The 20,539-nt window shown below is 43.9% G+C and carries 17 protein-coding genes; 11 read left to right on the top strand and 6 right to left on the bottom strand.

Annotated elements, in window-relative coordinates:
* Window positions 1-11: 11 nt before the first annotated feature.
* Together PP181_RS11370 and PP181_RS11365 are read left to right on the top strand one after the other, a co-directional pair.
* Window positions 12-1,016, top strand: a complete 1,005-nt coding sequence (locus PP181_RS11370; protein ID WP_272637193.1) for a glycosyltransferase family 2 protein — start codon at window positions 12-14, stop codon at window positions 1,014-1,016.
* Between the two features lie 94 nt (window positions 1,017-1,110).
* Window positions 1,111-1,968, top strand: a complete 858-nt coding sequence (locus tag PP181_RS11365; protein WP_125223395.1) for an OmpA family protein — start codon at window positions 1,111-1,113, stop codon at window positions 1,966-1,968.
* Window positions 1,969-2,018: 50 nt separating this feature from the next.
* On the opposite strand, the gene PP181_RS11360 is transcribed toward PP181_RS11365, so the two are convergent.
* The 4 genes from PP181_RS11360 to PP181_RS11345 form a co-directional block, all read right to left on the bottom strand.
* The gene (locus PP181_RS11360; RefSeq protein ID WP_272637192.1) at window positions 2,019-2,210 is read right to left on the bottom strand and encodes a hypothetical protein; all 192 of its coding nucleotides are present in this window, start codon (window positions 2,208-2,210) and stop codon (window positions 2,019-2,021) included.
* Window positions 2,211-2,246: 36 nt separating this feature from the next.
* A complete protein-coding gene (locus PP181_RS11355; RefSeq protein WP_272637191.1) occupies window positions 2,247-2,867 on the bottom strand; it encodes an L-threonylcarbamoyladenylate synthase in 621 nt (206 codons plus the stop codon).
* 105 nt (window positions 2,868-2,972) lie between these two features.
* Complete coding sequence (locus PP181_RS11350; RefSeq protein WP_272637190.1) at window positions 2,973-3,857, bottom strand: glycoside hydrolase family 16 protein; 885 nt, start codon at window positions 3,855-3,857, stop codon at window positions 2,973-2,975.
* Window positions 3,858-3,900: 43 nt separating this feature from the next.
* Window positions 3,901-6,225, bottom strand: a complete 2,325-nt coding sequence (locus PP181_RS11345; protein ID WP_272637189.1) for an ATP-dependent helicase — start codon at window positions 6,223-6,225, stop codon at window positions 3,901-3,903.
* Between the two features lie 133 nt (window positions 6,226-6,358).
* Here PP181_RS11345 and PP181_RS11340 point away from each other — a divergent pair, with 133 nt between their 5' ends.
* The 5 genes from PP181_RS11340 to PP181_RS11320 all read left to right on the top strand — a co-directional run bounded on the left by PP181_RS11340 (window position 6,359) and on the right by PP181_RS11320 (window position 11,350).
* On the top strand, window positions 6,359-6,907 hold the full coding sequence (locus PP181_RS11340; RefSeq protein WP_272637188.1) for a DsrE family protein: 549 nt from the start codon (window positions 6,359-6,361) through the stop codon (window positions 6,905-6,907).
* 79 nt (window positions 6,908-6,986) lie between these two features.
* Window positions 6,987-8,294, top strand: a complete 1,308-nt coding sequence (locus PP181_RS11335; RefSeq protein WP_272637187.1) for an amidohydrolase — start codon at window positions 6,987-6,989, stop codon at window positions 8,292-8,294.
* Between the two features lie 7 nt (window positions 8,295-8,301).
* The gene (locus PP181_RS11330) at window positions 8,302-9,855 is read left to right on the top strand and encodes an FMN-binding glutamate synthase family protein (RefSeq protein WP_272637186.1); all 1,554 of its coding nucleotides are present in this window, start codon (window positions 8,302-8,304) and stop codon (window positions 9,853-9,855) included.
* Window positions 9,856-9,964: 109 nt separating this feature from the next.
* Complete coding sequence (locus PP181_RS11325) at window positions 9,965-10,738, top strand: hypothetical protein (protein ID WP_272637185.1); 774 nt, start codon at window positions 9,965-9,967, stop codon at window positions 10,736-10,738.
* A 93-nt stretch (window positions 10,739-10,831) separates the two neighbouring features.
* On the top strand, window positions 10,832-11,350 hold the full coding sequence (locus tag PP181_RS11320) for a DUF7935 family protein (RefSeq protein ID WP_154919742.1): 519 nt from the start codon (window positions 10,832-10,834) through the stop codon (window positions 11,348-11,350).
* A 150-nt stretch (window positions 11,351-11,500) separates the two neighbouring features.
* On the opposite strand, the gene PP181_RS11315 is transcribed toward PP181_RS11320, so the two are convergent.
* Both PP181_RS11315 and PP181_RS11310 read right to left on the bottom strand, forming a co-directional pair.
* Complete coding sequence (locus PP181_RS11315; protein WP_272637184.1) at window positions 11,501-12,415, bottom strand: patatin-like phospholipase family protein; 915 nt, start codon at window positions 12,413-12,415, stop codon at window positions 11,501-11,503.
* Window positions 12,412-14,466, bottom strand: a complete 2,055-nt coding sequence (locus PP181_RS11310; protein WP_330072478.1) for a M1 family metallopeptidase — start codon at window positions 14,464-14,466, stop codon at window positions 12,412-12,414. Before PP181_RS11310 ends, PP181_RS11315 begins: the two co-directional genes overlap by 4 nt.
* 75 nt (window positions 14,467-14,541) lie before the next feature.
* Here PP181_RS11310 and recG point away from each other — a divergent pair, with 75 nt between their 5' ends.
* The 4 genes from recG (at window position 14,542) to PP181_RS11290 (ending at window position 20,461) form a co-directional block, all read left to right on the top strand.
* Window positions 14,542-16,674, top strand: a complete 2,133-nt coding sequence (gene recG / locus PP181_RS11305; protein ID WP_272637183.1) for an ATP-dependent DNA helicase RecG — start codon at window positions 14,542-14,544, stop codon at window positions 16,672-16,674.
* A gap of 107 nt (window positions 16,675-16,781) precedes the next feature.
* Window positions 16,782-18,200 carry a 3-isopropylmalate dehydratase large subunit gene (gene leuC / locus PP181_RS11300; protein ID WP_272637182.1) on the top strand — a complete coding sequence of 473 codons (1,419 nt, stop codon included), beginning with the start codon at window positions 16,782-16,784 and terminating at the stop codon, window positions 18,198-18,200.
* A gap of 36 nt (window positions 18,201-18,236) precedes the next feature.
* Window positions 18,237-18,833 carry a 3-isopropylmalate dehydratase small subunit gene (leuD, locus tag PP181_RS11295; protein WP_272637181.1) on the top strand — a complete coding sequence of 199 codons (597 nt, stop codon included), beginning with the start codon at window positions 18,237-18,239 and terminating at the stop codon, window positions 18,831-18,833.
* A 137-nt stretch (window positions 18,834-18,970) separates the two neighbouring features.
* A complete protein-coding gene (locus PP181_RS11290; RefSeq protein ID WP_272637214.1) occupies window positions 18,971-20,461 on the top strand; it encodes an alpha-isopropylmalate synthase regulatory domain-containing protein in 1,491 nt (496 codons plus the stop codon).
* Window positions 20,462-20,539: the final 78 nt, after the last annotated feature.

Here is a 20,539-nt window from a genome sequence, read left to right as displayed (position 1 = left end):
TTGCACTCGTTTTGAAGCTTGCCATCGTCATACTCAATTGGAACGGAGAGGTTCTCCTGGAACGCTATTTGCCATCGGTAGTGAAATATTCCGAGGGCCTTGCCGATATATATGTGGCCGATAATGCTTCTACCGATGGTTCAATCGAATTCTTAAAGCGACACCATCCGGATGTCAAAATAATTAAAAATAGTTCCAATGGCGGATTCGCAAAGGGATACAACGATGCCCTGAGACATGTGAAGGCCGACATTTATTGTTTGCTTAATTCTGATGTTGAAGTCTCAAAAAACTGGCTTGCCCCGGTTATCGATTTTTTCGCACAGCGTTTGGATGTGGCCATTGTACAACCAAAAATACTGGACCTCCTGAAAAAAGACCATTTTGAATACGCAGGGGCCGCAGGAGGATTTATCGACCAGTTGGGCTATCCGTTTTGTAGGGGAAGGATATTCCAAAGCCTTGAAAAAGACCAGGGCCAGTACGACGATACGTGCGAAATTTTCTGGGCCACGGGTGCCTGTATGTTCGTACGCTCCGCAGTATTCTGGGAATTGGAAGGCTTCGATGCCGAATATTTTGCCCATCAGGAAGAAGTGGATTTTTGTTGGAGGGCCAAAAATCTAGGCCATAAGGTATATTATTTGGGCACAACCAAGGTGTACCATTTAGGAGGATCTACCTTGAGCAATATGAACCCAAGAAAAACCTATCTTAATTTTAGGAATTCCCTCTTTTCCATAACAAAGAACCTGCCAAGAAGAAAGGCTTTTTTGATCATTTTAATTAGGTTATTGTTGGACGGTATCGCCGCCCTCCGATTTATTTTTCAGTTAAGGGTCCGGCATTGCTTTGCGATATTACGGGCACACGTGAGCTTTTATAGTAAATTTAGGGGGATGTACAAAAAACGTGAGAAAGCTAAATTCATATTAAAATATTATATTGTAAAATCCATTGTATGGTCTTACTTCGTAAATGGAGTAAAGAATTTTAACATTTTAGTAAAAGATTAACGAAGAACCACTATAAACGATTGTCAAAAACTATAATTTTGATTCCGTTTTAGTAAACAAGTAAATAACAAACATTAATTATAGTAAAGCAATTATGAAAAAAATCGTTTTAGGCTGTCTTGGAGTAACGTTATTATTATCTTCCTGTGTTTCACAGAAGAAATATGCCGATCTTGAGGCAAAACAAAAAGAGACCCAAGATTTATTGAATTCGGCAACCGTTAAGTTGAATGATTGTTTGGAAGAAAAGGCAACTGCTTCTTCAAGGCTACAGACCTTAGAAGACCAAAACGCCTTCTTAAAAGCCAACAATCAAGAATTAATCAACAACATGGGCAATCTTACTACCTTAACTACAAAAGGAGCTGAGAACCTAGAGAAATCCTTGGAAAGTTTAAAAGAAAAGGATTTGACCATCCGCAAATTGAACGATGCCATTACACGAAGAGACTCCGTAAACCTTTCTTTGGTACAGAGCTTAAAAGGAGTTTTGGGCAACTTGGATGATGAGGATATTGAAATCAGCGTTGAAAAAGGTGTAGTATTCGTTTCTATCTCCGACAAATTGTTGTTCAGCAGCGGAAGCTACAACGTAACCAACAGAGCTAAGGAAGTTCTTGGAAAGGTAGCGAAGGTTGTAAACAATAAGCCAGATTTCGAGTTCATGGTAGAAGGTCATACAGACGATGTGCCTTACAGAAGTGGAGTCCTATTGGATAACTGGGATTTAAGTGTTAAGAGAGCGACTGCAGTTGTTAGAATACTTCAAAATGATTTTGGTGTAGATCCTAAACGTATGACCGCTGCTGGTAGAGCTGAATATGTTCCGGTATCGCAAACCGAAAAATCCAAAAACAGAAGAACAAGAATCGTGGTACTTCCAAAAATCGATCAGTTCTATAGCATGATCGAAGAGGGAATGAAAGATCCTGCTATTAACGGTGGAAGATAATTTCTTTGTAAAATAAAGTTGAAAAGCGGCTCAAAATTGGGCCGCTTTTTTTATTCCGATTTTTTAGGTGCTTTGAGATAATCAAATAAAACCAAGAAGAACAACCCGGACCAAATTAGACGATAGACCCAAATATGTACTTCAAAACCAAAAAACTGACCCGTATCCCCCATCCCAAAGAAACTATAGACTACGGTGAGTATAGCAATGGCCATTCCGATAATTAGTATTGTTTTTCTCATTTCTCAATATCGTCAGTTTATAATATAAGTTATACCCTAAATAATATCAATATCCCCCTTTCCGCCCCTGATGACCTCTGGAAAACCTGTGGACAAATCGATAATGGTTGAAGCTACATTGCCCCCATACCCCCCATCGATCACAACATCCACCAAATTATCCCACTTTTCATAGATCAGTTCTGGATCCGTAGTGTATTCCAAAACATCATCATCATCCCGAATGGATGTTGAAACAATGGGATTTCCCAAACCTTGTACCAAGGCCCTGGCAATGTTATTGTCCGGCACACGTATTCCCACGGTCTTCTTCTTTTTAAAGTCTTTGGGCAAGTTGTTGTTCCCCGGCAAAATAAAGGTGTAGGGTCCGGGTAAGGCCCGTTTTAAAATCTTAAAAGTGGCCGTATCTATTTGCCGGGCATAATCGGAAAGATTGCTTAAATCGGCACAAATAAAGGACCAGTTGGCCTTTGCCAATTTTATTCCCTTGATGCGGGCTATCTTCTCCAAGGCCCTGGAATTGGTAATATCACATCCCAGCCCGTAGACCGTATCCGTTGGGTAAATCACAAGCCCTCCCTTTCTCAAGACCTGCACCACCTTGGCAATCTCCTTGGGATTGGGGTTTTCCTCATATATTCTGATAAGTTCGGCCATACGCTTTATTGGCACCGCCAAAGGGTTTAATACCCCGAGGCTTGCCTCGAAATTAAAAGTTCGTTTCTATAGAATGCCTCGTGGGCTTGCCTCGAGGTAGTTTTTTTACTTCTGATATACCCTTACATAATCCACTTCCATGACAGCTGGGAAAAGACTTTCGTCCACACCTTCAACACCGCCCCAATTTCCTCCAACGGCAATATTCATCAAAAAATAAAAAGGTTTGGAAAAAGGCCAGTTTTCGGCACTCGGGACAGTGGGCCTCAAAAAATTGAGTTGCACATTATCTTCTGTGTCAATGTAAAATTTGATGTATCTATCGGTCCAAAGCACCCCATAGATATGAAATTCTTCCTCTATGGTTTCAAGTGGTACCGGCCCAGAAGTTATTTGGGTCCCCTTTACGTGGTTGTTGGCCGTACTGTGCAGGGAAAAATGAACCTCGTTTGGACTGTAGCTCACATATTCCATAATATCGATTTCGCCACAAGCAGGCCATCCCGCGGTACTGATGTCGTTCCCCAACATCCACAGTGCGGGCCAAATTCCCTTTCCCTTATAATCAGGGATTTTGGCCCGAATCTCCAATTTACCATACTTGAATTCCTTCTTGCTATTCAACCTGGCCGAAGTAAAATTGCTCCCGCCCAAGGATTCCTTTTTCGCGATGATCTTCAGCGTACCATCGCTAACTTCCACATTGCCTTCATCGAGATAATTCTGAAGTTCATTATTACCCCAACCGTGATTTCCGGTCTCAAGTTTCCAATTTTCCTGGGAAAGATCCGTTCCGTCAAACTCATCGCTCCAGACCAATTCGGCATCGTCCCAATAATTTGAAGCAAAAACATCTTCTATATCTTCAGGAGGTAGATTAGTTTCTTCTAAATTTCGATTTATTGGTTCATCAGAATCTGAAGAACCTTGGCAGGAAGCCATAAAAAAGGAAAATGCTATGAATGCTACAGATAAAGTATGTTTCATCATTTGAAAAAAAATTAATCCAATTTAGTGATTAAGTCATAAAACGTTACAATACTTCCAATTTTGCGAACCGTAGCAACAATTTTTTTACATCGCCATGATCGAACTTTATCTCCGCCTTGCGGTCATTCCCCACACCTTCTATCTTAAGGACCTTGCCCCTGCCAAACCTGGAATGGTTCACCAAGGAACCTTCGGCCAAATTGGGGTCGATCGTATTGATGTTACCCACCGGTTGTGAAAGCTCCGGTTTTATCTTTCGCAGCTTTTGAAGTTGGGTCATATTCGGTCTGTCGATACTGGGCGGCGTTCCGTTTACGGGTTTCGTTTGACGTAACTTGCTTTTGTCCACTTCGCCAAAGATATTGGCATCGATCATGGATTTGTACCGGTACCCGCCATCCAAAGGCGTCAAATTTTCGACATATTTTTCATCGATTTCCTCCAAAAACCGACTCGGTTCAGCATCGATGAGTTTTCCCCATCGGTACCGGTTCTGCGTGTAGGTCAAATAGGCCTGTTTTTCCGCGCGGGTCAAGGCTACATAAAAAAGCCTTCGCTCCTCCTCCAATTCGCTCCTCGTGTTCATGCTCATCCCCGACGGAAACAAATCCTCCTCCATCCCAACGATATACACATAAGGGAACTCCAAGCCTTTGGCCAGGTGAATGGTCATAAGGGCAACACGGTCGTCATCGCCCGTATCATTATCCAAATCGGTCGCTAGGGCCACATCTTCCAAAAATTCGGTCAAACCTCCTGTTGCATCGGCAAGTTCCTTTTGGCCTTCCACAAAATCCTTGATACCGTTCAACAATTCCTCAATGTTTTCCATCCGGGCAATGCCTTCCGGGGTACCGTCCTTTTTGAATTCCAACAAAAGTCCGGTTTTTTTGGCGACGTGCTCGGCCAATGTAAAGGCATCGGCACCCTCGTTCATGATCTGGAAACTTTTGACCATGGTCACAAAATCCTCAAGCTTTCGTTTTGTGGTGGTATTTATCTTGAGGTCGATTTTTGAAATATTCTCCATGACCTCAAAGATGGAACGCCCATAATGATTGGCGGCCACCACAAGTTTGTCAATTGTGGTCTGCCCTATTCCCCGTGCCGGAAAATTGATGACACGCTTTAAGGCCTCCTCGTCCTTAGGGTTGATGACCAACCTGAGATAGGAAATCACATCCTTGATCTCCTTGCGTTGATAAAAAGAGAGTCCGCCATAAATCCTGTAGGGAATGTCCCTTTTGCGCAACGCATCCTCAATAGCCCTGGATTGGGAGTTGGTGCGGTACAGAACCGCAAACTCGCCGTTCCCCATTTGGTGCTGCATTTTATTATCCCAAATGGAATTGGCCACAAACCGGCCTTCCTCGGCATCGGTAATACTTCTATGGATTTTGATGGCCGCCCCGTCATCATTGGCCGTCCAGACGTTCTTCTCCAACTGGTTTTTGTTCTTGGCGATGATGGAATTGGCAGCGTTCACGATGTTTTTGGTAGACCGATAATTCTGCTCCAACCGGTACATGCCCACATTGTCATAATCCCGCTGAAAATTTAGGATATTGCTGATGTTGGCGCCCCTAAAGGAATAAATACTTTGGGCATCGTCTCCCACCACGCAGATATTCTGGAAGCGATCTGCCAATGCCCGAACGATCAAATATTGTGAATGGTTCGTATCCTGATACTCATCTACCAATATATAACGGAAACGGTCTTGATATTTTAGGAGTACATCCGGAAAACGGGTCAGCAATTCGTTGGTCCTTAAAAGCAGGTCGTCAAAATCCATCGCCCCGGCCTTAAAACATCGGTCAACATAATTCTGGTAAATATCGCCGATCCTGGGCCGTTTGGCCATGGCATCGGCTTCCATTAGTTCGGGATTATTAAAATAGGCCTTAACCGTAATAAGGCTATTTTTGAAGGAGGAAATTCGGTTTTGAACCTGTTTGTACTTATAGATGTCCTTATCAAGTCCCATTTCCTTGATGATGGAGGCGATGAGGCGTTGAGAATCCTGGGTATCGTAAATCGTGAAATTACTGGGAAACCCGAGTTTGTCCCCGTCGTACCGCAATAATTTGGCAAACACGGAGTGAAAAGTCCCCATCCAAAGGTTTTTGGTCTCCGATACCCCAACGATGTCGGAAATCCGCTTTTTCATTTCGCGTGCCGCCTTATTGGTAAAGGTCAACGCCAGGATATTAAAGGCATCCACCCCCTGTTCCATCAAGTAGGCTATGCGGTAGGTAAGCACCCGCGTCTTTCCGGAACCGGCACCGGCAATCACCATTAGAGGCCCATCCTTGTGCAAAACAGGGGCTTTTTGGGCATCATTCAATTCATCTATAAAAGAACTCAAGGTCGAACTATTTTTAAAGTGTGAATTTAGCCATTATTGAACGATACCGGAAATGTTGTTTTTTAGATTTATAAACAATGTGTCAAGGCATTTGTTCCTTTTTAAATATATTTAGCAAAACAATCGTATGGCCATGCAGTATTTTCAAAAAATAAGGGTTCTATGCTTTCTAACCTTCCTCTCATTATTCCTTGGAATTGCCCAAGACAAGAATAGTGGCCCCATCATAGCCGATTATGGCCAAGTCTGGAAAATAGCGCACCAGGACTATACCTTGGATACCACCAAAACCTTCAAGGCCGTGTTCGATATAATGACCTCGCCCGATGATTTAAACCAAGTGAACCCCTCTATTGAGACCGCCGCCCGTTTTTTGAATATGCACGGGCAAAACGGAATTCCTTTGGAGCAATTGAAGGTGGCCTTGGTCGTTCACAACAAGGCTTCCAAGGATGTCATCACCTCCAAAGCCTATCAAAAGAAATACGGTACCGAGAATCCCAATGAAGCCTTACTGAAGGCTCTTATGGCAGCCAATGCGGAAATAATTTTTTGCGGGCAATCCTCCGTTTCCCGAGGTTTTCCAAAAGAGGATTTGATAGACGGCGTACAGTTGTCCCTCAGCGCCATGACCGCATTGATCCAATTGCAGGACGATAATTATAGACTGATAAAATTTTAGATAAACACCATGATTCGAGCATTCGCATCCTTGCAAAGCGAAATCGAAGCATAATTTATCACAAACTAAAAAGAAAAAAATGAAAAAACTTGGAGTACTTATCGTATTATGTTGCGGAATGACGGCTTTCGCACAAAAATCGATGGAAAAGGATTTTAGCGCCATTGAGGATAAGGTAATCGAATGGAGAAGGTATTTCCACGAACACCCGGAACTTTCCAACAGGGAATTTGAAACCGCCGAAAAAATTGCAGACCATCTAAAAAGTCTTGGAATCGAAGTACAGACGGGTGTGGCGCACACCGGTGTAGTGGGTGTTTTAAAGGGTAACAAACCGGGCAAAGTGGTCGCCCTCCGTGCGGATATGGATGCCCTGCCCGTAACCGAGCGCAACGACCTGCCCTTTAAGAGCAATGTAACATCTAAATATCTGGGAAGCGAAGTGGGCGTGATGCATGCTTGCGGACACGATACCCACATTGCCATTCTTATGGGCGTGGCCGAAGTGCTGTCCAAGAACAAGGATAAAATCAAGGGCACCGTAAAATTCATTTTTCAACCTGCCGAAGAGGGAGCGCCTCCGGGAGAGGAAGGTGGTGCCGCTTTAATGATCAAGGAAGGGGTTTTACAAAATCCCGATGTGGATGCTATTTTTGGCCTGCACATCAATTCGCAAACGCCCGTAGGCATGATCCGATATAAATCCGGGGGCACCATGGCAGCCGCACAGCGATTTGTCATCAATGTAAAAGGAAAGCAAAGCCACGGCTCACAACCCTGGTCCGGAGTGGACCCCATCTTGATCAGTGCGAAAATTATCGATGGTTTGCAAACAATCATTAGTCGGGAAATGAACCTTACGAACGAAGCGGCAGTGATTACGGTGGGTAAAATCACTTCGGGAGTAAGGAACAACATCATTCCTGAAAGCGCGGAAATCGTTGGAACGATCAGAACCTTGGATTATGACATGCAAGAACAGTTGAACCGAAGGATGAAGGAAATGGTCAGTTCCATCGCGGAAGCTTACAGAGGCGAGGCTACTACCGAAATTGCTTCGGGAACGGCCATTACCTATAACAATCCGGAGTTGGTTTCCCAAATGATTCCTACTATGGAAGCGGTTGCCGGGAAGGAGAACGTGGTGGTTGCCAAAGCCGTTACAGGTGCGGAGGACTTTTCCTTCTATCAGGAAAAAGTGCCCGGCTTCTTTTTCTTTTTGGGTGGTATGACCCCGGGAACAACGGAGTCCTATCCGCATCACACCCCTGATTTCAGGATCGATGATAGCGGACTGTTGTTGGGCGTAAAAACCTTAACCGCCATGAGTCTGGACTATTTGAACAGCGACAAGACGCCCCGATTGGAAAACCAACCTAAAGGATAAACTAGTAATGGCGTATCAAATTGTTTTAGCTACCATTTTACCGTGGTGGGCGTGGATGCTTATCGCACTGGTTCTCATCGCGATTTGGGATATTTTCATTCAGAAAAAACATACCATAAAACATAATTATCCCATTGTTGGGCATCTTAGGTATTGGTTGGAGAGCATCGGCCCTGAAATGCGCCAATATTTTGTGGCCAATAATCGCGAGGAACTCCCCTTCAACAGGATCGAACGGGGCTGGATTTATGCATCGGCCAAAAAAGAAAATAATTATGAAGGTTTTGGAACCGATAGGGATATTTATGCGCATCAGCATGTATTCATAAAGAACAGTATGATGGCCTATAAAATTCCCCAAGGCCACCCGAATGAGCTGGACCCGTCGTTCGTACCTTGTGCCAAGGTCATGGGTACTTTTAACAATCGCAGAAAACCCTACCGTCCGGCCAGTATTGTGAACGTTTCCGCCATGAGTTTTGGTTCCCTGTCCGCAGCGGCGGTCGAGGCAATGAACATCGGAGTCAAAAAAAGTGGTGCCTACCACAATACGGGCGAAGGCGGACTTTCACCCTATCACAAACAGGGGGGCGATGTGATTTTCCATTTTGGAACGGGCTATTTTGGGGTACGCACGCCGGATGGAAACTTCTCCATGGAAAAAATGAGGAAATTGGTCGATGAGAATCCATGCATCAAGGCGATAGAGATCAAACTTTCCCAAGGGGCCAAACCGGGCAAGGGCGGTGTGTTGCCAGGGGCCAAGATAACCCATGAACTAGCCGAAATCAGGGGCGTTGAAGTTGGAAAGGACGTGCTTTCCCCAGCAACCCACAAGGCGTTCTCTACCGTACCGGAACTCATGGCCCTCATTGAGCAGATCGCCGATGAAACGGGACTGCCCGTGGGCATAAAAGGTGCCATTGGAAAACTGGACCAGTGGGAGGAACTCGCCAATTTGATGCTAAAAACAGGAAAGGGACCTGACTTTATAACCGTAGACGGTGGTGAAGGTGGCACGGGAGCGGCACCGCCCTCGTTCGCCGATCATGTTTCCCTGCCTTGGGTATATGGCTTTTCAAGTGTTTACAGGGTGTTTTTGGAACGGCAATTGACTAATCGCATTGTCTTTATTGGAAGCGGAAAACTGGGTTTTCCCGCCAAAGCGGCCATGGCCTTTGCCATGGGAGCGGATTGCATCAACGTGGCGCGTGAGGCCATGATGAGCATTGGTTGCATCCAGGCCCAGGTGTGCCATACGAATCGATGTCCCACCGGAATAGCCACCCAAAACAAATGGCTTCAAAATGGCATCAATGTACCCTTGAAGTCGGACCGATTGGCACAATATTTCAAAACCTTCCGGAAGGAATTTTTGGAGATTACCCACGCCTCTGGATACGAACATCCTTGCCAATTTACCATGGACGATGTGCAGGTAAACCTGGACGATAATGAACTGAACAAGAGTCTTGCCTATGCCTATGGCTATAATAAGGCCAAAGTAGCCTTCAAGGGTGTTCAGGAATTGAAAGACTGTTCGTATCTTGGCGGCAAATAAACCACCTCTGGGAATACCCACGAGGCATTGGTAGGAAACGAAACTATTATTATCAGGCAAGCCTTGGTCTATTAAACCCTTTGGCGGTGCCAATAAAATGCTGTTAAACATGAAGAAAATTTTACCCTTAGTCATAGTTGTTGCCTTAAGTACTTTTGGAACTGCGCAGGCGCAGAAGAAAAGTGAACTCATTGAACAGAATCAGGATTTAAAATACCGTCTGGATTCCATTTCGCGTTTGGTTTCAACGGCGCAGTCAAAACAAAAAATAAGCGAGATCAAAGCGGAGGAACTACAGGCCCAGGTAACGGAATTGCAGGACGCCAACGCTACCTTGCTTCAAAACCTGAACAGTTTTGCCGCCCTTTCCAGCCAAAACTCGGAAAACATAAACAAGACCTTGGCCACTTTGGAACGTAAAGAGGCCCAATTAAAAGGAATTGTGGACGGTGTGGCGAGCAACGATTCCACGGCCATCGTGATTTTAACGAACTCCAAACAGACCTTGGGCGAAAATGCCAAGGTACAGGTGAGCAATGGTTCCGTAATCATCTCGGAGAAATTAGATTTTTACTTCGCCGATGGTTTAGGTGCCAAGGTGCAGGAATCGGCCAAACCCTGGTTGGAGAAAATAGCGAAGATTATTGCCGCCAATCCAAAATCGGCCGTAACCATTTCCGGATTGAGTATGACCGGAGAACTGGATATCGCCCTTCAACAAGCCGCTTCGGTAGCACAGATTCTTATTAAGGATTACAGTGTTGATGGAGGTAGGGTGAACGTAAAAGGTATAGATGGTGGACTACGGGAATCCTTACAGATAGAAATTCATCCAGATTACAAATCCTTCTATGCGACCGCAAAGGACGATGTAAAAAACTAAAATTGCATTTCATCGATCAAGTCATATACTAATTGACAAAACTGGCCGTTTAAGAGTCAAGAAACGTGAACTAACCAGTTTAAAATTATACGAATGACTTCAGATCAGATTTTTCAACTTTTTGCTTATTTATTGCCTTCCATAGTAACAGGTGCCATAGCATTTTACTTTTTTAGAATGCACACCAACAATGAAGAAGGTAGGAGACGTTTTTTATTGCATAAGGATTCCCAAAAGGACACGCTCCCCGTGCGATTACAGGCGTATGAACGTATGGCCCTATTTTTGGAAAGAATCGCCATTCCAAGTTTAGTGGTGCGCGTTGCTCCTAAAAGTCAGGATAAGGATGCCTACGAAAACCTGTTGATAAAGAGCATTGAAACCGAATTTGACCATAATCTTTCCCAACAGATTTACATGACCGATGAATGTTGGAACATCATCAAGGCGGCCAAAAATGCTACGGTGCAAATGATACGAAAGGCAGCCATGAGCCAATCTGAAACGGCCGATAAACTACGTGAGGACATATTGAACGACACCATGGAAAAGGCCTCTCCCTCCACTACCGCTCTATCCTTTGTAAAAAGGGAGATTGGGGAGTTGTGGTAATTGGTATTTGGTTGTTAGTTATTGGTTCTTGGTTGTTCCCTTCGACTACTCATATAGCCAAAGTTTTTAGAAAAATCTACACTTTTCATTTTTCACTTTTCACTCCATACTTGAAACCTAAAACTAACAAGCGTCTAGCGTCTAACTAAACTACTCATTCTCATTAGGCTCGATGGGATTTGTTTCCTCGTTTTTGTTCTTGGCATAGAGGTAGCCCCGTTTCCACCAAAGTGTCATTTTTTTCTTGTCGAAGATCAACGAGTTGGTGGTTAATATGGTAGGTGTGTAATATAGGTTAATAATAGCGTTGTTCTGATTGGCAACGAATTTCCCTATCCGAATATTTTGGGTCTCGATGCGGTCAAAAACAAAGCTCATCATAGAAGTCAATAGTTCGAACGGATTTCTGGAAGGCATTCTATTGAGGTAATTCACTTCGGTATGCAACACTACCACATCCACTTCGGTGGCGCCCCTTTTAATGGCTTCTTCGATGGGTACGATGCTTCCCAATCCGCCATCGGCATATTCGCAACCTTCCTTACGGACCAAACTCATAAAAGGGGTATAGTTGGCCGAAATCCAGATCCAATCGCAAAAATCCTCGTAGGAACAATCCTTTATGGATTTGTACTCGACTTGGTTCAAGGAAAGGTTACTGACCGTAATGACCACGTCGGACATTCCCTTTTTCAGCTTGTTGAACTCCGTTTTGGTGAGGCTTTCCCCTATGAGTTTTCGAAGGTTCTCACTTTCGCCAAAGGTCTTTTTACCTCGCACAAAATTCCGAACGACGTTCCAATGGTTGATGCCTATCTCATCATTACCATGCTTCTTTTTGACTACAAAAGGACAATTGTTGAAAATACTTTCCTGGGTAACGTTGGAATAAATGCGTTTTATTTTGTCCAATTTGCCTAAGGCCAAATGGGATATCAACAAACTTCCCGTGGAGGTACCTACAAAAATATCGTATGTTTTACCGGCCTCTTGAATCAAAAATTGGGCAACACCGCCTGCAAAGGCGCCTTTACTTCCCCCACCTGAAATGACCAAAGCCTTCATGGTAATTCTATTTTTGTCTTAAGATAACGTAAATCGGCATCTTTTAGTTTTTTGGCTACCGCTACTAGTCGATTTTTTAGTTCGGAATTTTTCAAAATTTCGTCCAACAAATTTCTAATATAGGATTTAAACTGCCAAGAATGGTGGTCGGTCGCCAGTATCAAATTCCTTAACGCCGTATCGGTCAGGCCATTGATTTGAAACAAGTATTGGAACGCCCCTTGGCGGACTTCTGGATTGAAGTTTGGATCCGAATAATGAACCAGTTCGTCCAAGTACGCCTGTTTTTGGGAAGGTTTATACTCCGGAGTGACCAAAGCCAAAGCCAACCACAGCAATCGGACATTCTTGCTAGGGAGGCCGATAACATGGGAAGTACTATCCAAATAAGTGTGACGGTCTTCATCAAAATTGTTCCAAAGATGGAACAACATCAATTCTTGGGTGATATAACTGTTGTCCTTTAGTAGCGGTTCCGCATACGCTTTTAATTCCCTTGAAAGCTTTTCGATTTTTTTTACCCCCTCCTGTCTAATTTCAATGGCGCTATTTCTAAATACCCCAATTAATTGTATTTCATCAGCTACTGGATACTCCTTTAACAATTGCCTTTTCGCCTCAACAGCAAAATCTTCTCTTAACCAACTAAGGTCATTCATATGTTTGTTTACAAAATACATACGCATGGAATGATTGTTTTTCATCAGATATTCCTTTGCCCGTTCCCATAAAAAGTCGGTATTTGCGAGCCAATCGTTTTTAAATAACGTCAAATCCTTGCCACTTGCTACCTCTATTTCCTGTAGAAAATCATCCACTCTAACATTTCTAAAGGCATACTTTTCCAGATAGGACGCCACCCCCTTTCTAAACGCTTCGTCCCCTACTTCCTCCCGAAGCATCACCAAGGCCCAAGCGCCCTTTTCATAAAAGGTGAGACTGCTGGCTTTTGGATCTAGCAGACTTTCCCCTTTGCCCAACTTTGATAATTCCTCCAACTGCTGGGCGGTATCGAACAACTTCCAGTAAAAATGGTCGGCTCCAAAAAGCTCCTTTTCAGCCAGATAGGCATAGTAGGTAGCAAAACCCTCATGAAGCCAGTGGTGGTTGCCATCCTTCTCAGTGACCAGGTTCCCAAACCATTGGTGGGCCATTTCATGGGCGTTGATGTTCACATAATTCCTGTCGATGAAAGCCATGGAATCTATTACATAGGCATCGGAAAAAATAGTGGCGCCCGTATTTTCCATTCCTGCATAGAGAAAATCATGTACGGGGATTTGTTTGTAATTCTGCCAGGGGTAGTCAATGCCAATTTCCTCCTCAAAGAAATCAAAAATCTCCTTGGTATACCGGTAGGTGGGTTCAATCTTTAAACTGTCCTTCGGATAGAAATAATTTTCGATAGGTACGCCACTTTCAGATTTCAATTCCTGTTTATCATATTTTCCAATGGCAAAGGCCAACAAATAACTGCTCATGGGCTTTTCCATATCAAATTGCCAGGTGGTTACTCCATCCTTTGGTTCTAGCTGTAGCAAAATCCCGTTCGCTATAACCTCAAAACCGGTATCGACTGTGATATTCATATCGAACTCCACTTTCTCCTCCATGGCATCAAAACTGGGCAGCCAATGGCTGGTGTACTTTCCCTGGCCTTGGGTCCAGACCTGTCCTGAACCCAGTGAAGGACCTTGTCCCATAAAATAAACCGTCTGTTTCGGGCTGCAGGAGTACCGGATCAGAAGTTCGTGAGTAGCATCCTTTTCAAAGGAATGGCCAATAGTCAGTTTTCCGTCCGCATAACCTATGCCTATACTTTTTCCATCCAATCGTACTTCGGCAAATTCCATATTCTTGGCATCCAACCAAACGGAATCCACACTTTCCAAGATATTGAACGTATACAGGACCTGGCCTTTAATTCGTTTTTCCTTGAGATTTGGGCGTATTTCAATATCGGCATGCAAAAAATCCACCTTTTCTTGATGCTGGGGATAGATGGCGAAGCTACAAAAGAAGATTAGAAACAAAAACCGATACATATTCATGGCATGTCAATTCTTGGACCAAATTAAGGCTTTTCCTGTATTGCAGTTACAGATGGTAAACCCTAATTTAGTCGGATGAATGCCGGATTCCTTCAAACTCCCGTTGCGTATCTCAAAGGTGTGGGGCCAAACAGGGCCGAAACACTACAGTCAGAACTGGGCATTTATGTCTATCAGGATCTTTTGAACCTGTTTCCCAACAGGTACATTGACAAGACCCAATATTACAAAATTGGCCAACTCCAAAAAAGTAATGCGGAGGTGCAGATCGTGGGCAAGATCGTACATATAAAAACGGTAGAACAGAAACGCGGTAGCCGATTGGTGGCCAAATTCATTGACGAAACCGGGGAAATGGAACTGGTTTGGTTCAGGGGCCAAAAATGGATTCGCGAAAATTTAAAACTGAATGTCCCGTACGTAATTTTTGGCAAGTGCAACTGGTTCAACGGGAGCTTTTCCATGCCCCATCCAGAGATGGAACTTCTTTCAGAACATGAAAAGAATCTCCGAATCCATATGCAACCGGTCTACCCTTCCACCGAAAAATTGAGCAATAAGGGTATTACGAACCGAGTGCTAAGCAAATTGATCCAGCAATTGTTCGTTGAAACCAAGGGCAGCTTTGAGGAGACCTTATCCAATAAAATCCTTGACGAGTTAAAACTAATCTCAAAAAGTGAAGCCCTTTTTAACATCCACTTCCCAAAAAATCAGGAACTATTGGCGAAGGCCCAATTCCGGTTGAAATTCGAGGAACTGTTTTATCTACAGTTACAGTTGATTGCCAAAAACATGCTGCACAAGCAAAGGATAAAAGGCTTCAATTTTGATCAAGTGGGTCCTTTGTTCAACGATTTTTATGCCAATCATTTGCCTTTTGAACTTACCGATGCACAAAAAAGGGTCATCAAGGAAATTAGGGCCGATTTAGGTAGCAATGCCCAAATGAACCGATTGTTACAGGGCGATGTTGGATCAGGAAAAACCATTGTAGCCGTTATGACCATGCTCTTGGCCATAGACAATGGATTTCAAGCCTGTTTGGTCGCCCCCACGGAAATATTGGCCAATCAGCATTACATCGGAATCAAGGAGCTTTTGCAAGGAACGGGTGTTACTTGTGAACTTTTGACGGGTTCCGTTAAAAAATCTGTCCGAAAACCCATCCATGAACAACTGGAGAGTGGTGAGCTGCATATATTGATCGGTACCCATGCTGTATTGGAAGATAAGGTCGTCTTTAAAAATCTGGGCTTGGCCATCATCGATGAACAACACCGGTTTGGGGTAGCGCAGCGTTCCAAACTTTGGCATAAGGGAAGCCCAAACTCCGGGGAGGTTGGAGGGGCCACTCCCCCACATATTTTGGTGATGACGGCAACACCCATTCCAAGAACCTTGGCCATGAGCCTTTATGGGGATTTGGACATATCGGTAATTGACGAATTGCCGCCCGGTAGAAAACCAATAAAAACGGTACATCGGTATGATTCCAATCGGCTTAAAGTATTTCATTTTATAAAGGAGGAAATCCAAAAGGGTCGGCAAGTGTACATCGTATATCCCTTGATTCAGGAATCCGAAGCCTTGGATTATAAAGATTTGATGGACGGTTATGAAAGCATCGTCCGTGATTTTCCCCAACCGCAATATCAAATTTCCATCGTACACGGGCAGATGAAACCTGAGGACAAGGATTACGAGATGGAACGGTTCGTAAAGGGCGAAACGCATATTATGGTGGCCACTACGGTCATTGAAGTGGGCGTTAATGTCCCCAATGCCTCGGTTATGATCATTGAAAGTGCGGAACGCTTTGGACTTTCTCAATTACATCAATTACGGGGACGTGTGGGCCGGGGTGCCGACCAAAGTTATTGCATCCTTATGACAAGTTATAAGTTGAGCTCCGAGGCGAAAACCCGATTGGAAACCATGGTACAAACCAATGATGGATTCGAGATTGCCGAAGTAGACCTAAAACTGCGGGGAGCCGGAGATATTATGGGAACCCAACAAAGTGGAATGCTCAACCTTAAAATCGCCGATATCGTCAAGGACAATACCATTTTAAAATCAGCGAGATATTTTGCCATGCAATTATTGAAAGACGACTCCACGTTGGAGAAACCCGAAAATTTGGTAATCCGTCATTTTTATGCCGAATTGGCCAAGTTTAAAAATATCTGGAACTATATTAGTTAAACATCATATTTAACAGATTCCAGTTTTGGACATCGTAATTTAAACACCTGCCGATTTCCTAAAAATCCTTGTTTTAACTATTTTTACACCCTTACATTATAAAGATTATGAGCGCTAATAAAACGTTATTTGATAAGGTGTGGGATTCCCACGTAGTCCATAAAATTGAAAACGGTCCGGACGTCCTGTTCATTGACCGCCATATGATTCACGAAGTAACAAGCCCGGTTGCATTTCTGGGTCTGAAGAACAGGGGCATCGGGGTTTTATATAATAACAGAACGTTTGCCACGGCAGACCATAACACCCCAACCATAAACCAACACTTGCCCGTTGAGGATCCCCTTTCCGCAAACCAATTGAAGATGTTGGAAGAAAATGCCAATGAACACGGTATTTCGTACTGGGGATTGGGCCATGAAAAAAATGGAATCGTCCACGTTGTGGGTCCTGAGTATGGTATAACCCAACCAGGAGCCACCATTGTTTGTGGGGATTCGCATACATCGACCCACGGTGCCTTTGGCGCAATTGCCTTTGGTATAGGTACATCGGAGGTAGAGATGGTTTTGGCCACACAATGTATTATGCAGCCCAAGCCAAAAAGGATGCGCATCAACATCAATGGCGAACTGAGCAAAGGGGTAACCCCCAAAGATGTGGCTCTGTTCATTATCAGTCAGTTGACAACTTCTGGGGCAACGGGTTATTTTGTGGAATATGCTGGTGATATTTTCCGAAACATGAGTATGGAAGGTAGAATGACCGTATGTAACCTAAGTATTGAAATGGGCGCCCGAGGCGGTATGATAGCTCCAGATGAAAAGACTTTTGAATATATAAAAGGACGTGAATTTACGCCTACTGGCGAAGCATGGGACAAGGCGATGGCTTATTGGGAAACATTATACACCGATGCGGATGCCATATTCGATAAGGAACTCACATTCGATGGTTCACAGATAGAACCGATGATTACCTACGGTACCAACCCAGGCATGGGAATGGGAATCTCCAAAGACATACCTTTGGCTACGGCTACCCAAGGTGGAGCTAGCAGCTATAAAAAATCCTTGGAATATATGAAGTTCAACGAGGGAGAGAGCATGATGGGAAAGACTATCGATTATGTGTTCCTAGGAAGTTGTACCAACGGAAGGATCGAGGACTTTAGGGCCTTCACCTCTTTGGTAAAAGGAAGGAAAAAAGCCGATCACGTAACCGCGTGGTTGGTTCCGGGATCACATAAGGTAGAAGCCGCCATCAAGGAAGAAGGTTTGTTGGATATATTGACCGAAGCCGGATTCGAATTGCGGGAACCTGGTTGCTCGGCATGTCTGGCCATGAACGAAGATAAAATTCCGGCCGGTAAGCTGGCTGTAAGTACTTCCAACCGAAATTTTGAAGGAAGACAGGGACCCGGTGCAAGAACCATTCTTGCAAGTCCGCTAGTTGCTGCCGCAGCTGCCGTAACTGGTAAGGTAACAGATCCCAGGGAATTGATGGAAGAGGTTGCTTTACACTAGTTCACTAACCACTAACACACTAACAACTATTATAAAATGGCTTACGATAAATTCAACATATTAACATCAACAGCGGTTCCTTTACCTATAGAAAATGTGGATACGGACCAGATTATACCCGCACGTTTCCTAAAGGCTACCGAGAGAAAGGGGTTTGGCGATAACCTTTTTAGGGATTGGCGATACAATCAGGACGATAGCCCAAAAAAGGATTTTGTCTTGAACGACCCTACCTACAGTGGTAAAATATTGGTGGGTGGCAAAAACTTTGGATCGGGTTCCTCCCGTGAACACGCTGCTTGGGCCGTCTATGATTACGGATTCAGGTGCGTTGTTTCCAGTTTTTTTGCTGATATTTTTAGGAACAACTGCTTAAATATTGGGGTGCTACCCGTGCAGGTGAGTGCGGATTTTCTACAAAAAATATTTGACGCCATTGAGGCCGACCCAAAAACCGAACTGGAAGTAGGCCTTCCGGAGCAAACGATTACATTGTTATCCTCAGGGGAAAGTGAATCTTTTGAAATCAATGGTTACAAGAAAAATAATATGATGAACGGTTTTGACGATATCGACTTTTTGTTGAACATCAAAAAGGACATTCAAACGTTTGCTGCCAACACTCCGCTCTAAGTAGTATCCCAACCATACTGGAATGAAACCCTCATTGAGGGATTTGTTATTGCAAATAAAATACCTCTACGAAAGGAAATGTTTAAGAATCAAGCAATTGACCTAATTTTAAACGCGTGAAAAGAAAGTTGGAAATCATGGATACCACCCTTAGGGATGGGGAACAGACCTCTGGGGTATCCTTTTCCGCCTCCGAAAAATTGACCTTGGCCAAATTACTCTTGGAGGAACTCAAGGTTGACCGTATTGAAGTTGCTTCGGCACGGGTTTCGGAAGGGGAACTCCAAGCGGTGCAGCAAATTACGGAATGGGCCAAAGTCCATAATTATTTGGACAAGATAGAGGTACTCACCTTCGTGGATGGCGGCGTATCCTTAGATTGGATGGAAAAGGCCGGTGCCATTTCCCAAAATTTACTGACCAAAGGTTCCTTAAACCACTTGACCCACCAGCTTAAAAAAACGCCGGAACAACATTTTGCTGAAATTGCCGAGATTTTCAAAGCGGCTTCTGAAAAAGGTATCATCAATAACATTTACCTGGAAGATTGGAGTAATGGCATGCGGAACTCAAAGGAATATGTTTTTCAATTTTTGGATTTCCTCACTACGCAACCGATTAAACGGGTGTTGCTACCGGATACCTTGGGAATACTCACTCATACCGAAACATCCGAATTTATTTCGGAAATCGTTCAAAAATATCCTCAGTTGCATATTGATTTTCACGGTCATAACGACTATGATCTGGGCGTGGCCAACGTAATGGAAGCCATTAAAGCAGGGTGCCATGGACTGCATCTCACCATCAACGGTATGGGGGAACGGGCAGGCAATGCCCCTATGGCCAGCGCCATTGCCGTCATCAATGATTTTCTGCCGGATGTAAAAATTAATTTGAACGAGAAGGCACTTTATAAAGTAAGCAAATTGGTATCGGCGTTTACAGGTATCAGTATACCGGCGAACAAACCCATAGTTGGGGACAACGTTTTTACGCAAACTGCTGGTATTCATGCAGATGGAGATAGTAAGAAAAATCTTTACTTTAGCGATTTGATGCCGGAACGATTTGGTAGAAAACGAAAGTACGCCTTGGGTAAAATGTCCGGAAAGGCCAACATCCAAAAAAACCTACAGGAACTAGGACTTACCCTGAACGATGACGAACTTAAAAAGGTTACGGCGCGCATTATTGAGCTGGGCGATAAAAAAGAACGCGTCACGAAGGATGACTTGCCCTATATCATATCCGATGTCCTGGATACGGATTATCAGCAAAAAGTGTTTGTAAAGTCCTATGTATTGACACATTCCAAGGGACTGCGTCCCTCCACTACCCTTTCTTTGGAAATCGACGGTAAAACCTTTGAGGAAAATGCATCGGGCGACGGACAATACGATGCTTTTATGAACGCCTTGCGAAAAATATATAAGGCCCAAAATCTCGTATTACCGAGACTGACGGACTATGCCGTGCGAATTCCTCCCGGTAGTGCCTCGGATGCCCTTTGTGAAACCGTCATTACGTGGGATCTGGACGGAAAGGAATTTACATCTCGTGGTCTGGATTCGGATCAAACGGTATCGGCCATAAAGGCCACGGAAAAAATGTTGAATCTTATATAGATATTACTTAATAGATATAAGATTTGAGATATATGATTTGGGATTTGATCAACTTAAAACTTTAAACTAAGAACTAGA

The organism is Maribacter sp. PR66 (assembly GCF_028464205.1).
GTDB lineage: Bacteria > Bacteroidota > Bacteroidia > Flavobacteriales > Flavobacteriaceae > Maribacter > Maribacter flavus.
Note: the sequence above shows the minus strand (reverse complement) of the source record. Positions and strands in the feature narration are given on the sequence as shown.

Excerpts from the sequence above, each read along its gene's own strand:
- PP181_RS11365 (WP_125223395.1), top strand. The coding sequence starts at position 1,111 with ATGAAAAAAATCGTTTTAGGCTGTCTTGGAGTAACGTTATTATTATCT.
- PP181_RS11360 (WP_272637192.1), bottom strand. The coding sequence starts at position 2,210 with ATGAGAAAAACAATACTAATTATCGGAATGGCCATTGCTATACTCACC.
- PP181_RS11355 (WP_272637191.1), bottom strand. The coding sequence starts at position 2,867 with ATGGCCGAACTTATCAGAATATATGAGGAAAACCCCAATCCCAAGGAG.
- PP181_RS11350 (WP_272637190.1), bottom strand. The coding sequence starts at position 3,857 with ATGATGAAACATACTTTATCTGTAGCATTCATAGCATTTTCCTTTTTT.
- PP181_RS11340 (WP_272637188.1), top strand. The coding sequence starts at position 6,359 with ATGCAGTATTTTCAAAAAATAAGGGTTCTATGCTTTCTAACCTTCCTC.
- PP181_RS11335 (WP_272637187.1), top strand. The coding sequence starts at position 6,987 with ATGAAAAAACTTGGAGTACTTATCGTATTATGTTGCGGAATGACGGCT.
- PP181_RS11330 (WP_272637186.1), top strand. The coding sequence starts at position 8,302 with ATGGCGTATCAAATTGTTTTAGCTACCATTTTACCGTGGTGGGCGTGG.
- PP181_RS11325 (WP_272637185.1), top strand. The coding sequence starts at position 9,965 with ATGAAGAAAATTTTACCCTTAGTCATAGTTGTTGCCTTAAGTACTTTT.
- PP181_RS11320 (WP_154919742.1), top strand. The coding sequence starts at position 10,832 with ATGACTTCAGATCAGATTTTTCAACTTTTTGCTTATTTATTGCCTTCC.
- PP181_RS11315 (WP_272637184.1), bottom strand. The coding sequence starts at position 12,415 with ATGAAGGCTTTGGTCATTTCAGGTGGGGGAAGTAAAGGCGCCTTTGCA.
- PP181_RS11310 (WP_330072478.1), bottom strand. The coding sequence starts at position 14,466 with ATGAATATGTATCGGTTTTTGTTTCTAATCTTCTTTTGTAGCTTCGCC.
- recG (WP_272637183.1), top strand. The coding sequence starts at position 14,542 with ATGAATGCCGGATTCCTTCAAACTCCCGTTGCGTATCTCAAAGGTGTG.
- leuC (WP_272637182.1), top strand. The coding sequence starts at position 16,782 with ATGAGCGCTAATAAAACGTTATTTGATAAGGTGTGGGATTCCCACGTA.
- leuD (WP_272637181.1), top strand. The coding sequence starts at position 18,237 with ATGGCTTACGATAAATTCAACATATTAACATCAACAGCGGTTCCTTTA.
- PP181_RS11290 (WP_272637214.1), top strand. The coding sequence starts at position 18,971 with ATGGATACCACCCTTAGGGATGGGGAACAGACCTCTGGGGTATCCTTT.